Below are 14,421 nucleotides of genomic sequence, written 5' to 3'. Positions count from 1 at the left end.
ATGAGTAAAAATATAGTAGTGATTGCAGAAGCGAAAGACGGGGAGCTCAGAAACGTCTCCTTTGAAGCAGTAGCCTTAGGGAAGAAACTCAGTGAAGGGGGAGAAGTCGTAGCTGCTCTGTGTGGAGATGGAAACCTGGAAGAGATGGCTAATGAGTTGATTCAGTACGGAGCCGATCGTACTGTCACCGTTTCGAACCCTGAATTGAAAACGTATACACCTGACGGCTTCGCGCAAGCGTACAAAGCGGTTATCGATCAGGAAAATCCGGACGGTATCGTTATGGGGCACACATCCATCGGGAAGGATGTCACTCCGAAATTAGCCAGCCAATTGGAAACAGGTCTGATTTCTGATGTGACGGAAGTCGAAGAGGGAGACGACGGTTTTGTCTTCACACGACCTATTTACTCCGGGAAAGCTTTTGAGAAAAAGGTCATCACTGAAGGGCTTACATTCGTCACGATCCGTCCGAATAACATTGCTGCTCTTGAAAAGGATGAAAGTCGTTCAGGCGATGTATCTTCGCTTGACGTGGATGTGCAGAACATCCGTACCATCATCAAAGAAGTGATCCGTAAAACATCGGAAGGCGTGGATCTCTCCGAAGCGAAAGTTATCGTAGCCGGTGGTCGCGCCGTCAAAGGTGCCGAAGGGTTCGAACCTCTTCAGGAGCTTGCGGACGAGCTCGGAGGAGCTGTAGGAGCTTCCCGTGCAGCCTGTGACGCCGGATACTGTGATTATTCCCTGCAGATCGGTCAGACAGGGAAAGTCGTAACTCCCGACCTTTACATCGCCTGCGGAATCTCAGGAGCTATCCAGCACCTTGCCGGGATGTCGAACTCCAAAGTGATCGTAGCCATCAACAAAGATCCTGAAGCGAATATTTTCAACATTGCTGATTACGGTCTCGTCGGAGATATTTTCGAAATCGTACCGAAACTCACCGAAGAGATCAGAAATATGAAAGTGAATGCATAACCACTATTCGTCTGAATCGGTCCGGACCTTGAGTTCGTGGCCGATTCTTTTTTGAGCTTAATTTTGGCGTCATGCGATCGAAACATGTAGGATAATAATAGCCATCCAGTATTTTTACCAGGAAGGGCGAAGAGAGCAGTCTTATATATCCATGATTCGGCAACGATTTTATGGCTCATGGAAAATAAAGTGGACCCTAAATGGCAAGGATGGATAGGATAAGGGAATCTTCATACGAAGATAAACAAATTATTAGTCACGTACCGGTCGTAATGATATACTCGGTACAAACACAAGTTGTTAGGAGGAATTATGTATGGCAATTGTAACAGCAAGTGATCAAAACTTTGAACAAGAAACAAATGATGGTCTGGCATTGGTGGACTTCTGGGCTCCTTGGTGTGGACCATGTAAAATGATAGCTCCAGTTCTTGAGGAAATCGATGAAGAAATGAACGATGATGTAAAAATCGTAAAACTCAACGTTGATGAGAACCAGGAAACAGCAAGCAAATTCGGTGTCATGAGCATCCCGACGCTTCTTCTTTTCAAGAATGGAGAAGTTGTAGACCAGGTTGTCGGTTTCCAACCGAAAGAGCAGCTGACAGAAGTAATCAAGAAACACGCATAAATCATATAAGCCGTGCTGTATTTCACAGCATGGCTTTTTTTGAAAGCAAATGTACAGGTGGAAAATAGAGGAACATCTCCTGTTTTTTCAGTATCCATAGAGGGAATGTCCTGTACATAGGTAGTATCTATAATGGAGTGAACAACAATGAACCATGCGATCAAAGAAAAGCTTGCTGTCCTCCCCGATCAGCCTGGTTGTTACCTCATGAAGGATCGTCAGGGCACGATCATCTATGTAGGTAAATCCAAAGTACTGAAGAATCGCGTGCGATCTTATTTTACAGGCGCACACGATGGGAAAACACAGCGGCTCGTCAGTGAGATTACAGATTTCGAATATATCGTCACCACTTCTGAAATCGAAGCCCTGATTTTAGAAATGAACCTGATCAAGAAGCACGACCCGAAATATAATGTGCTACTGAAAGATGATAAGACCTACCCTTATCTAAAAGTGACAGCGGAAGAGCACCCGCGTCTTATCGTGACGAGGAAATTGAAAAAGGACAAAGGAAAGTATTTCGGTCCTTACCCGAACGTCATAGCCGCAAGAGAGACGAAGAAACTTCTCGATCGCCTGTACCCTTTAAGGAAATGTAATAAGATGCCCGACCGGGTCTGTCTGTATTACCATATGCATCAATGTCTCGGTCCTTGTGAATTCCCGGTTTCGAAAGAGAAGAATCAGCAAATCGTCCAGGAACTCACTTCATTTTTGAATGGAGGACACGGAACCATTAAAAAGGACATCGAGAGAAGGATGTATGAGGCTTCCGAAAATATGGACTTCGAACGAGCCAAAGAATTGAGGGATCAGATCACGCATATCGAATCGGTCATGGAACAACAGAAGATGACCATGAGTGATCAGGTGAACCGTGATGTGTTCGGTTACTCATACGATAAAGGCTGGATGTGCGTACAGGTGTTTTTCGTGAGGCAAGGAAAACTTATCGAAAGGGATGTTTCGATCTTCCCGTTCTTTGATGACCCAGAGGAGACTTTCCTGTCTTCGATTGCAAGCTTCTACCTTCACCAGAATCACCTTTATCCCAAACAGGTACTCGTTCCACTTGGAACCGATACGAAGGTGCTGGAAGGAGCACTTGATACGGATGTGAATATTCCGATGAGAGGCAGGAAGAAAGAGCTTGTAGAGCTGGCGGAGAAGAATGCGGAGATCGCACTTGAAGAGAAATTCGCTCTTATCGAAAGAGATGAAGAGAGGACTGTCAAGGCTGTAGACGCTCTTGGAGAAGCTATGAACATTGAAGCACCCCTCCGTATCGAAGCCTTCGATAACTCTAACATCCAGGGCGCCGATCCGGTTTCAGCAATGGTCACGTTCATCGATGGAAAGCCGAGCAAGAAAGATTACCGTAAATTCAAAGTCAAAGAAGTGACCGGTCCGGATGATTATAAAACCATGCGTGAAGTCATCAAACGTCGTTATTCTCGTGTGTTGAAAGAAGACAAACCGCTGCCGGACCTCATCATCGTGGACGGTGCGAAGGGTCAGATGTCAGCAGCCAGAGATGTTCTCGAGAATGAACTGGGGCTCGACATACCACTCGGAGGTCTGGCCAAGGATGACAAACACAAAACGAGTGAACTGCTTTACGGGGATCCGCCTTCGCCTGTGAATCTGGATAGGCAATCTCAGGCTTTTTATCTGGTGCAGCGTATCCAGGATGAAGTTCACCGCTTCGCTATCTCTTTCCACCGTCAGTTGCGCGGGAAAGGTGCTTTACAGTCTGAGCTCGATGACATCCCGGGAGTTGGAGAGAAAAGAAGGAAATTATTGTTGAGGCATTTTAAATCTATCGAAGCGATCAAGAACGCGGAAATAGAGGAAATGATGAAACTGGGTGTGCCTGAGCCGGTAGCTCGTACGATTAATATTCACCTGAATGAAAATCAAGAAGAACCAGTCGAGGAATAAAGGACCGGTTCTTCCCAAATTTATGCCGCTTCAAAGGTGATAGATGGTCAGCAGGATCCGCTGGTTCTTTTTGTCCGTTTCTTCGCGGCATTCGAATAATTCGTCTTCAAGACGTGTGAAGCATTCAGCGAGGAACCCTGCTTCTAATTTCATATTGATATCCAGGACATCCTGGCTCAACCTCTTTTCAATCACGTGTCCGGAAAGGGAGAATGTCCGCTCTTTTTTGGACGCTTTCATTTCTGTCAGTTCTCCCCATCCAAAATATTGGACGAAGTGGACGATATCTTCCGGAGAATGGATATCGGTGTGTCTTGCGATGTTTCTTCCCATTATGTATAGAATATGCTCAGCGTCTTCTCCGAGCAGTTCAGGGAGGGTGAAATAACGCAGTATATCGAAACCGGCTCCGGTCGTTACCATCGTTTCGATGTTCTCTGTGGTGAACTTAGGTGTGTTCTGCAAGATGAATCCTTCCTTTCTTTGTTTTATTATTACTTGAAAAAAGAGTTTGTGCAATAGGAGAACGTGGAAACAATTACCTGAAGAAGGAAGTTGCCTTCTTGACGGTATTGTTCTATCGAAGTACAATAAGTGTGTCACAAATTGTACGTTTTCAGATAAAAGGAGAAAGTTATCTCCTTTCTTCTTTTGGACGAGTGTAAAGCGCTTTAATATCTGAAAATATGTACATAAAATCCATCAGGTACAGGAATTGAGGGGGGTAAATATGGCAGGTTCACGAGGCTATGTAAACAGGAGATTGCATTCACTATTAGGGGTTATACCTCTCGGAGTATTTTTATTTCAGCATTTAACGACAAACTATTTCGCAACGAGGGGTCCAGAAGCATTCAATGCGGCTGCTCATTTGATAGAAGCTTTGCCGTATCGTTATGTTCTGGAAATTTTTATTATCTTTTTACCGCTGCTGTTTCACGGGATTTATGGAGTGTATATTGCGTTCCAATCCAATTTCAATGTAAACAGACAGGGATACTTCCGTAACTGGATGTTCGTATTCCAGCGAATCACGGGTATTCTGACGTTGATATTCATCGCCTGGCACGTATGGGAGACGAGAGTAGCTGTCGGTTTCGGCTGGGAAGAGCTCAACTATCAGCTCATGGAAGATATCTTAACGCAACCATTCTTTTTCTGGTTTTACATAGTTGGGGTATTGTCTGTGACATTCCACTTCGCTAACGGACTGTGGTCGTTCTTCGTCAGCTGGGGAATTACAGTTACACCGAGATCCCAGCGTATTATGACTTATGTATCACTGGTCGTATTTTTAGCACTGGCTTATATCGGCGTCCGTACATTGATTCAGTTCGCTTACGGCATATAAACAAAGGATAGAGTAGTGATCAAGGGAGTGAGCATCAAAAATGTCAAATAAAAATATCGTTGTTGTCGGGGGAGGCTTAGCAGGCCTTATGGCAACAATCAAAGCAGCAGAAGAAGGCGTACATGTGGATCTATTGTCCCTTGTACCCGTCAAACGTTCCCACTCCGTATGTGCTCAGGGCGGTATTAACGGAGCAGTGAATACCAAAGGGGAAGGGGATTCTCCCTGGGAGCATTTCGATGACACCGTTTATGGAGGAGACTTCCTCGCTAACCAGCCGCCGGTTAAGGCAATGTGTGATGCCGCACCGGGAATTATCCACCTGCTTGACCGTATGGGAGTAATGTTCAACCGTACTCCTGAAGGGCTTCTTGATTTCCGTCGTTTCGGTGGTACACAGCACCACCGTACAGCTTATGCGGGTGCTACCACAGGGCAGCAGTTGCTTTATGCCCTGGATGAGCAGGTACGAAGACATGAAGTGAACGGTCTTGTTACGAAATATGAAGGTTGGGAATTCCTTTCTGCTATCGTCGATGATAAAGGCGTCGGCCGTGGTGTCGTTGCTCAGAACATAAATAGTCATGAAATCAAAGATTTCCCTGCAGATGCAGTGATTATGGCGACAGGTGGACCTGGAATCATCTTCGGTAAATCGACGAACTCGATCATCAACACAGGCTCCGCTGCAGCTTCTCTTTACCTGCAGGGAGTGAAGTACGCAAACGGAGAATTCATTCAGATCCACCCTACCGCAATCCCTGGTGACGATAAGCTTCGACTGATGAGTGAGTCGGCTCGCGGGGAAGGTGGTCGAGTATGGACATACAAAGATGGAGAGCCCTGGTATTTCCTTGAAGAGAAGTATCCGGCATACGGAAACCTTGTGCCCAGGGACATCGCCACTCGTGAAATCTTCGACGTATGTGTGAACCAGAAGCTCGGGATCAACGGAGAGAACATGGTATATCTCGATCTTTCCCATAAAGATTCCAAAGAGCTTGATGTCAAACTCGGTGGAATCATCGAAATCTACGAGAAATTCGTCGGCGAAGACCCTCGTAAAGTTCCGATGAAAATCTTCCCGGCTGTTCACTATTCCATGGGCGGTATGTGGGTCGATTTCGACCAGATGACGAACATTCCAGGAATCTTTGCAGCCGGAGAATGTGACTACACCCAGCACGGTGCGAACCGTCTAGGTGCCAACTCGCTCCTATCCTCTATCTATGGAGGAATGGTTGCAGGACCTAACGCCGTGAAGTATACGGAAGGTCTCGAGGAGCACGTGGAAGATATGGAAAGAGACGTTTTCCAGAATCATCTGCAGGCTGAGCAGGACCGCTTCGAAGAAATCATGAAGATGGACGGAGACGAGAACGCTTATCAGATTCATAAAGAGCTTGGAGAATGGATGACAGACTACGTAACCGTTGTACGTGATAATGATAACCTTCTGAAAACGGACGAAAAGATCCAGGAGCTTATGGAGCGCTACAAGCGTATCAATATCAATGATACATCCCGCTGGAGTAACCAGGGAGCTATGTTCACCCGTCAGTTGGAAAACATGCTGCAATTGGCACGCGTCGTAACTCTTGGTGCCTATAACCGTAACGAAAGTCGTGGTGCCCACTACAAGCCGGAATTCCCGGATCGTAATGATGAAGATTTTCTGAAAACGACGATCGCAACGTACGACAAAGAGAACAATGAACCTGTCATCAGCTATGAAGCAGTAGATACTTCTTTGATTGAACCGCGTAAGCGTGACTATTCGAAGAGTAAATAAGGAGGTCCTTCATCGTGAGTGAAGAGAAGAATATTACGCTGGTCATCACCAGACAGGATGATCCTGAAAGCGAACCGTATAAAGAAACGTTCAGCGTACCGTACCGACAGAATATGAACATCATTTCCGCTTTGATGGAAATCAGAAGGAATCCCGTCAATGCAGACGGAGAGGCTACGACTCCGGTCTTCTGGGAAATGGGATGTCTCGAGGAAGTATGTGGGGCCTGCTCCATGGTCATCAATGGAGAACCTCAGCAATCGTGTACATCTCTTGTGGATCAGCTGGAGCAGCCGATCCATCTGGAGCCGATGACGACGTTCCCGGTTGTTCGTGACCTGGCCGTAGATAGAAGTCGCATGTTCGACTCCCTGAAGAAAGTGAAAGCCTGGATTCCCATCGACGGGACGTACGATCTCGGTCCAGGACCGCGTGTTGCAGAAACGAAGCGTCAGTGGGCATACGAGTTGTCCAAGTGCATGACGTGCGGTGTTTGCCTTGAAGCGTGCCCGAATGTGAACAGCAAGTCCGACTTCATCGGACCAGCCCCACTTTCCCAAGTCCGACTGTTCAACTCTCATCCTACGGGAGAAATGAACAGCAGTGAACGTCTTCAGTCCATCATGGACGAAGAAGGGATCATGGGTTGCGGAAATGCGCAGAACTGTGTTCAGGTTTGCCCGAAAGGTATTCCGCTTACGACGTCTCTGGCTGCTCTGTATCGTGATACAGCAGTCGAGTCATTCAAGAGTTTCTTCGGAAGCGATAAATGATCAAGTTTCAGAAAAAGCTGTGTCCATAGTGGACACAGCTTTTTTTACTATTTAGTATAGAGAAGGGAGGATTGAAGATCATGAACAAATGGTTCTACTATTGTATAAGCATCACCATCGTATTGGGGATATTTCTGATTACGAACTCCTATTCGGAAGAGGTGGCTCATCTTTTTGATGGTGATCGTCATTCTCGGTTCAGTATGCACTGGAATTTGACGCCTTTTGCTTTCTACTTGATATTTTTTATTATTATTCCGCTTACATATTTTGTGATTACACTGTTCATCAGTACGTTTATTCATAAACGTATGCCGAATACTCACTCGATTCGCCTGATGATTCTGTTCTTTCATGTTCTTGCTCTTGGGTATGTCAGTACCGGGGGGGCTATACAGCAGATCAGTTTCAATATTTTTGCGAATTCCGTTGCTTTTATCGGAGCTCCGGTGCTTTTCATCCACTTTTTGTACGTCTACTTTGAAGAGGTGGAAACCTACTTCTTCAGTAAATGGGTCTACCAATCGGCGTACGTACTTTTCGCGCTTTCCGTATTTTTCGATGTGTACGGGCTGATTAATGGGGAAACTCTGGCCTGGATGAATCAGGTACAATACGTCATTCTTCTTTTTTTCTATGCGCTTATGTTCAGCGTCGTATATGCGGGGATGGTTACGCTTCGTCATACGGTCTACCGTTCATTTTTCAAATATATAAGCATTGGAGTGACGGTGACGTTTGCTCCTTATGTATTCTTGTACCTCATCCCGAAGTTGCTGACCGGTATGCCGGTGATCGGAATCGAGTACGCCGCTTTCTGTCTGATTGCGCTGCCGATCACTTTTCTGTACCTTTTATCGAAGCAGCAGTTCATCGATATCAATTTTCTACTGCAACGATTGCGCTATCATGCATTGATCTCTTTAGTGCCGAGTATCCTTATCGCTTTCATGGCTAACCTGATCATCGACTGGTCCCTATCTTTTGAGATGTACATGCAACTATTATTTTCGAGCTTTCTCGTTTTGACATTGGTATTGACGATTGTGGAGGTGGTGAATTTCCGTCTTCAGCGCGTGTTGTTCTCCGATCGCACGAACTTCCAGGAGAGCTTGCATAAAGTGACGAGTAACTTCAAGGATCAGTATAGTGCTGTCGATCTCATGGATGAGATCTGTAGTGAAATAACTGATACGCTCGTGCTGACCACGACGCACGCCTATTCTTACCACACGAAACGTCATATGTTCTGTGTGAATGATCCGTTACCGGAGGATTTGCTTCCGCATCTCCAGAAAACGTTTCATAACAGGGATTTTGAAGTGGGAGAGATCATCGAGACAGAGAAAGGGTTCGGTATCGTCGTGTCGGAGTCCCTGGATAAAATCACAGTGATTTTCAGCAGAGGGAAGCAGGATTTTACGACATTGAATAGGGAAGAGAAGAAATATCTGCAGATCATTTCCATGAATGCGAATATTGCTATCGAGAATATGAGTCTGATTGAAGATTTGATGAAACAGCTACAGACATTGAAGAGTGATAAAACGAACCAGTATCCTGCCTGGCTCTCGAGACTTCTTTTCAAAATATCCGAAGAACAGCGGGAGCAGCTGTCGATTGATATTCATGATACGGTTCTTCAGGAACTTCTTTATCTGTACCGTCGTATGGATGAACTTCATACGAACAGGGAAGAACTGCCGCTTTCGCTTCGCTCCGAATTATCTATGTACAAGGAGCAGCTGCTGGACAGTATTCATCTGACCAGAGAAACGTGTAGTGAGCTGCGCCCTACCTTTCTGAAGGAAGTGGGGCTTGTGCAGTCCCTTGATAATCTCATTCAGCAATATCAGCTTCGCTCCAACTTTACGGTCTACCTTTACGCAAAGCACTTTCATACAGAGTTAGACCAGGAAATGATGCTGACCATCTATAGAATTGTTCAGGAGCTGCTCACGAATACAATGAAGCATAGTGGTGCCAAGCATGTGCATTTACGTCTATTCGGGGACAGGGATGAAGTGAAAATCACTTATGAAGATGACGGAGAAGGCATGGATAAAAGTTATAAGTGGGACGCGTTCACTCACATAGGTCTCTCCGGTATTGAACATCGGGTGAACGGTCTGAAAGGAACGCTGAATATCGACACAGCAAAAGGGGAAGGGTTCAGAGCGGAAATCATTTTCCCGCTTCATCAGAAAGGAAGAGAGAGACATGACGAAAATATTGATCGTGGATGACCACCCCGCCGTGGGAACAGGAACGAAAGCGATGATCGAACAGAATAGTGAGATGGAAGTCGATGTGGTGGAAGAAGCGACAGAAGTCGAGGCCATGGTGAAAAGAGGAGAGTATGACGTCCTTCTAATCGATTTATACATGCCCGGAGTAAACGGAATTGAATTATCGAAACGCTTGAAGAAAGAGTGGCCTGAGATTACGACACTTATTTACACAGGATTCGACCTTAGTACACATTTCAATATGCTTGTAGAAGCGGAAATCGACGGGTTCGTCAGTAAGACAGCTTCGCAGGAACAACTGCTTACTGCGATCAGGTGTGCGGAGAGGGATGAAGTGGTCATTCCTCTCCATCTCTTCAAACAGCTTCGCAGAACCGAGGCAAGTGCCACATCAATCCGGATGAACTGGACGAAAGAAGAAGAGGCCCTGTCTTTGAATGAGAAAGAACAGGCGATTCTGAAAGAGGTATCGAATGGTCTTACCAACAAGGCGATTGCCAGCGCCCTCCACATGTCCCAGAGAAGTGTCGAATACACTCTAACAGGCATCTTCAACAAGCTTGATGTAAGATCTCGGACAGAAGCATTGTACAAAGCTCAGGAATTAGGGCTCATATCTAAGGTTTAAGGCTACACAGACCTCGTGGTGTAAACATAGAATAAGGTGACTAAATAATTCCCTCCGTGTCACTTCGCTGAAAAAAGGAGGGGGAGGTCTGTGAAAGACGGAGACTACCGACCAGCAAACATACTAACGAAACGGGAGAGAGAAGTATTCGAGCTGCTCATTCAGGATAAAACAACGAAAGAGATCGCCGATGAATTATTCATTTCAGAAAAAACGGTGCGAAATCATATTTCAAATACGATGCAGAAGCTCGGAGTAAAAGGACGCTCCCAGGCTGTACTCGAGCTTATCAAGCTCGGAGAACTGGATCTTTGAATCGTGGGAGCTTCTGGATGTGGTACCTGAACCTATTACATTCAGAACCGTATGTTTCATCTTTTCGAATTTTCAGGTATGGACTTCAACCATGCCTGAAAATTTGAATTATTCTCACGTTTTTCTTGATATTCTATCCGTAAACAGAGAGAATATATTCTAAAGACTTCAACGGAAGACAGGAGTGAGGCGCCCGTGGCAGATGAATGGATAGAGAAAATGGAGATCGATTTACGTTATGTCTCAGCCGGTGTCAAAGATAAAGGCCGGGAGATTCTCGAGGATTATGACATATCCCCTCCACAATTCGTGGCTCTTCAATGGGTGTCTGATCAAAGGGAAATTACTATCGGTAGGATAGCCAAGCATATGCACTTGGCACACAGCACAACGACTGATATGATAGATCGGTTGGAAGCTCTCGGTTTTGTCGAAAGAAAAAAAGACGAAAAAGACCGACGAGTGGTTCGTGTTTACATAAAGCGTTCCGGGGAACGAGTCATTCAGGAAGTGATCGAGAAACGAAGGACTTATCTGGAAGAGTTGCTGGAAGGTTTGTCGAACGAAGAGAAGCAGCAATTCGGAGTCCTGCTCGGACATATGCATGAAAAAATGATGCAACTAACAAACTAAAGACATACAGAAGAAGAGGGATCAGAATGGTTCGACCAATTGGAGTCATCGACTCGGGTGTCGGAGGGATGACGGTAGCGAAAGAATTGATGAGGCAGTTGCCTAAAGAATCCATCGTTTATATCGGAGATACGAAACGGTGTCCTTACGGGCCGCGCACAGAAGAAGAAGTTCGCACATTTACGTGGGAAATGGTAGAGCACTTGAAGAAACACGATATTAAAATGCTCGTCATCGCCTGTAATACAGCAACTGCATTTACACTAAACGAGTTGAAGCGGAAGCTTGAAATTCCAGTGCTCGGAGTCATCGAACCTGGGGCCAGAGCCGCCATCACTTTCAGTGAAAATAAGCGGATCGGTGTTATCGGAACTGAAGGTACCGTGCGAAGCCAAGCTTATCCGGAAGCGCTCAAAAGCATTGATGAGTCGATCCACGTAAACAGTCAGGCCTGCCCCCCTTTCGTCCCACTGGTGGAAAGAGGAGTACTAGAGGGGCCGGAAGCGGAGGAAGTGGTGAAAACGACGCTGAAGCCGTTGAAAGACAAGAACGGCATCGACACACTCATACTTGGATGCACCCACTATCCGTTGATCAGAGACGTCATCCAGAACGAAATGGGGGCTTCTATCAACGTTATCAGCTCCGGAGAAGAAACGGCAAGGGAAGCAAGTCTGATCCTTTCCTACAATCATCTTCAGGAAAAAGGGAATCTTCCTCCTATTTATAAATTTTATACGACGGGAGACTTCCATAAATTCAAGAAAATAGCGGATGAATGGTTCGAAGGCCCGCTCGATACCTTCGAGGTCATTGAACTCGATCCTGTCGAAATCTTTTGAGTCACCTGTCAAAGCCACTGTAATGGTGGCTTTTTGTATGAGTGAGAACCGAGATGATTTGTGTTATGATTAGGCAGGAAGCAATGGAAATCGGAGGAGGAATTCGCGTTGAGAACAGATGAGCGAAAAGTGAAAGAATTGAGAGCGATCAAAATAGAGACAGATTATATCAAACACCCTGAGGGGTCTGTTCTTATAGAATTCGGAGATACGAAAGTGATTTGTAATGCAAGTGTCGAAGACCGGGTGCCACCATTCCTGCGCGGGCAGGGCAAAGGCTGGATCACAGCGGAATATGCCATGCTGCCGCGTGCGACGGAGACGAGGAACATCCGTGAATCATCCAAAGGGAAAGTGTCCGGAAGAACGATGGAGATACAGCGCCTCATCGGCAGATCGCTTCGTTCCGTCATCGATCTTGAAGCAATCGGTGAACGTACAATCTGGGTGGATTGCGACGTCATCCAGGCAGACGGTGGTACGAGAACGGCATCCATCACAGGGGCATATATTGCCGTCGTTCATGCGCTCGGAACATTGGTGGATAAAGGGAAAATCAAAGAACTACCCGTACAGGACTACCTTGCTGCCATCTCCGTAGGTGTCGTCGACGGTGAAGAGATTGTCGACCTTTGCTATGAAGAAGACAGTAAAGCTGATGTTGACATGAATATCGTCATGACCGGAGAAGGCGAATTTGTAGAAGTCCAGGGCACAGGAGAAGAAGCCACTTTCTCCATGAAGCAGCTGAATACAATGCTTGAATTATCATCAGAAGCCATTTCGGAACTGATGCTTCGTCAGAAAGAAGCGATCGGCACGTGGGCGAGCGCAATCAAGAACTACAAAGACCGCCAAGAGGAGAGTTCGTAATGAAAGAGATCGTGATAGCTACGAACAATAAAGGAAAAGTGAAAGAGTTTGAACAGATGTTTTCGGCTCTTGGTACGAGGGTAAAGTCCCTTCAGGATTTTGAAGAGGACATTGACGTAGAAGAGACCGGAGAAACGTTCGAAGAGAATGCTCTATTGAAGGCGGAAACGATTTCCCGGAAATGGAATATCCCTGTCATCGCTGATGATTCAGGTATTGTCGTGGACGCCCTGGATGGACGCCCTGGTGTTTATTCAGCGAGATATGCCGGGGAAGAGAAGAACGACAAAAAGAACTTGGAAAAAGTACTCAACGAACTCGGGAGTACGTCAGTGAAAGACAGAACGGCGCGTTTCGTCTGTGTCATTGCGGTGGCGATTCCGGGAGAGGAATCTTTCACAAAGCGCGGAACGTGTGAAGGGGCGATCGCTCTTCAACCAAGAGGGGAGCACGGATTCGGATATGATCCGATTTTCATTCCGAACGGGTACAAGCGGACGATGGCAGAACTGACAGCAGAAGAGAAAAACAGTATCAGCCACCGACGAAACGCCCTGAAGAAATTAGAAGGCTGGCTTAGAGAGAAAGGGGAATAACTAATGCCGAAAGTGTTAGTGATCAGCGACAGTCACGGACTGACAGATGAACTGATGCAAGTGAAACAGCGCCACGAGCAGGAAGTGAATGCGATGATCCACTGCGGAGATTCGGAGCTCGCTGCAGATTCCGAAGAACTGAAAGGCTTCTATTACGCCAAAGGAAACTGCGACTTCGAGCCTGACATGGAAGAAGAGCAGGTCGTCGACGTCGAAGGGCTTCGCTTCTTTGTAGGCCACGGACACTTGCTCCAGGTGAAACAGACGCTGATGCCGATCTTTTACAGAGCGGAAGAAACCGGGGCGGACGTCGCCTGCTTTGGTCATTCCCATATGCTTGGAGTAGAAAAAGTCGGAGACAAGCTGGTAATGAATCCGGGCAGCTGCCGACTGCCAAGAGACCGCGAAGAACCGACGTATGCATTAGTGGAGTGGACCAAGGGAGAAAGAGTACTGACGGTCACTTACCATCACATGAATGGATTGAAAATGGATAACCTGGAAGTGGAAATGGACCTCGGAGAGAAAAAATGATTTTTTCTCTCCGGTTCCATTGACTTTTTCATCTATTCGTCGTATACTTTTCTTTGTCGTCGCATTACATAACAAACCGAGATGCGGGTGTAGTTTAGTGGTAAAACCTCAGCCTTCCAAGCTGATGTCGGGAGTTCGATTCTCCTCACCCGCTCCATTGTCCCAATAGCTCAGCTGGATAGAGCAACAGCCTTCTAAGCTGTAGGTCGTAGGTTCGAATCCTACTTGGGACGCTGCTGAAAAGCCTTGTGAACACTACGTTCATAAGGTTTTTTATTT

15 protein-coding genes and 2 tRNA genes are annotated in these 14,421 nt (G+C 46.2%); 16 read left to right on the top strand and 1 reads right to left on the bottom strand.

Features of this window, described 5'->3' with window-relative positions; genetic code table 11:
• From BLQ44_RS13125 to uvrC, 3 genes are all read left to right on the top strand, one after another.
• Entirely contained in the window at positions 1-981 is a 981-nt protein-coding gene (locus BLQ44_RS13125) for an electron transfer flavoprotein subunit alpha/FixB family protein (RefSeq protein ID WP_093194365.1), read from the top strand.
• Positions 982-1,297: 316 nt separating this feature from the next.
• Positions 1,298-1,612: a thioredoxin gene (gene trxA, locus BLQ44_RS13120; RefSeq protein ID WP_093194364.1), complete on the top strand. Its 315-nt coding sequence runs from the start codon at positions 1,298-1,300 to the stop codon at positions 1,610-1,612.
• Positions 1,613-1,759: 147 nt separating this feature from the next.
• Positions 1,760-3,556 carry an excinuclease ABC subunit UvrC gene (gene uvrC / locus BLQ44_RS13115; protein WP_093194363.1) on the top strand — a complete coding sequence of 599 codons (1,797 nt, stop codon included), beginning with the start codon at positions 1,760-1,762 and terminating at the stop codon, positions 3,554-3,556.
• Positions 3,557-3,586: 30 nt separating this feature from the next.
• Here the strand turns inward: uvrC and BLQ44_RS13110 are convergent, their stop codons facing one another.
• Positions 3,587-4,021, bottom strand: coding sequence for a DUF2507 domain-containing protein (locus BLQ44_RS13110; RefSeq protein WP_093194362.1), 435 nt, complete (start codon positions 4,019-4,021; stop codon positions 3,587-3,589).
• Positions 4,022-4,286: 265 nt separating this feature from the next.
• On the opposite strand from BLQ44_RS13110, the gene BLQ44_RS13105 reads away from it, so the two are divergent.
• From BLQ44_RS13105 to BLQ44_RS13045, 13 genes are all read left to right on the top strand, one after another.
• Complete coding sequence (locus BLQ44_RS13105; protein ID WP_093194361.1) at positions 4,287-4,907, top strand: succinate dehydrogenase cytochrome b558 subunit; 621 nt, start codon at positions 4,287-4,289, stop codon at positions 4,905-4,907.
• A gap of 40 nt (positions 4,908-4,947) precedes the next feature.
• On the top strand, positions 4,948-6,699 hold the full coding sequence (gene sdhA / locus BLQ44_RS13100) for a succinate dehydrogenase flavoprotein subunit (RefSeq protein WP_093194360.1): 1,752 nt from the start codon (positions 4,948-4,950) through the stop codon (positions 6,697-6,699).
• A gap of 14 nt (positions 6,700-6,713) precedes the next feature.
• A complete protein-coding gene (sdhB, locus tag BLQ44_RS13095; RefSeq protein ID WP_093194359.1) occupies positions 6,714-7,472 on the top strand; it encodes a succinate dehydrogenase iron-sulfur subunit in 759 nt (252 codons plus the stop codon).
• A gap of 80 nt (positions 7,473-7,552) precedes the next feature.
• Positions 7,553-9,718, top strand: a complete 2,166-nt coding sequence (locus tag BLQ44_RS13090; RefSeq protein WP_093194358.1) for a sensor histidine kinase — start codon at positions 7,553-7,555, stop codon at positions 9,716-9,718.
• The gene (locus tag BLQ44_RS13085; RefSeq protein WP_093194357.1) at positions 9,693-10,349 is read left to right on the top strand and encodes a response regulator transcription factor; all 657 of its coding nucleotides are present in this window, start codon (positions 9,693-9,695) and stop codon (positions 10,347-10,349) included. Before BLQ44_RS13090 ends, BLQ44_RS13085 begins: the two co-directional genes overlap by 26 nt.
• 90 nt (positions 10,350-10,439) lie before the next feature.
• On the top strand, positions 10,440-10,664 hold the full coding sequence (locus BLQ44_RS13080) for a helix-turn-helix domain-containing protein (RefSeq protein WP_093194356.1): 225 nt from the start codon (positions 10,440-10,442) through the stop codon (positions 10,662-10,664).
• 195 nt (positions 10,665-10,859) lie between these two features.
• Positions 10,860-11,297: a MarR family winged helix-turn-helix transcriptional regulator gene (locus BLQ44_RS13075; protein ID WP_245688171.1), complete on the top strand. Its 438-nt coding sequence runs from the start codon at positions 10,860-10,862 to the stop codon at positions 11,295-11,297.
• Positions 11,298-11,323: 26 nt separating this feature from the next.
• Positions 11,324-12,139, top strand: coding sequence for a glutamate racemase (racE, locus tag BLQ44_RS13070; protein WP_093194355.1), 816 nt, complete (start codon positions 11,324-11,326; stop codon positions 12,137-12,139).
• Positions 12,140-12,247: 108 nt separating this feature from the next.
• Positions 12,248-13,012 carry a ribonuclease PH gene (gene rph / locus BLQ44_RS13065; RefSeq protein WP_093194354.1) on the top strand — a complete coding sequence of 255 codons (765 nt, stop codon included), beginning with the start codon at positions 12,248-12,250 and terminating at the stop codon, positions 13,010-13,012.
• Positions 13,012-13,608: an XTP/dITP diphosphatase gene (locus tag BLQ44_RS13060; RefSeq protein ID WP_093194353.1), complete on the top strand. Its 597-nt coding sequence runs from the start codon at positions 13,012-13,014 to the stop codon at positions 13,606-13,608. Before rph ends, BLQ44_RS13060 begins: the two co-directional genes overlap by 1 nt.
• A gap of 3 nt (positions 13,609-13,611) precedes the next feature.
• Positions 13,612-14,142, top strand: coding sequence for a metallophosphoesterase (locus BLQ44_RS13055; protein WP_093194352.1), 531 nt, complete (start codon positions 13,612-13,614; stop codon positions 14,140-14,142).
• 83 nt (positions 14,143-14,225) lie between these two features.
• Positions 14,226-14,299: transfer RNA gene (locus tag BLQ44_RS13050), tRNA-Gly, on the top strand.
• A gap of 2 nt (positions 14,300-14,301) precedes the next feature.
• Positions 14,302-14,375: transfer RNA gene (locus BLQ44_RS13045), tRNA-Arg, on the top strand.
• Positions 14,376-14,421: the final 46 nt, after the last annotated feature.

Origin of the sequence: Salimicrobium halophilum (assembly GCF_900100295.1) — a bacterium.
Classification (GTDB): domain Bacteria; phylum Bacillota; class Bacilli; order Bacillales; family Halobacillaceae; genus Salimicrobium; species Salimicrobium halophilum.
Note: the sequence above shows the minus strand (reverse complement) of the source record. Positions and strands in the feature narration are given on the sequence as shown.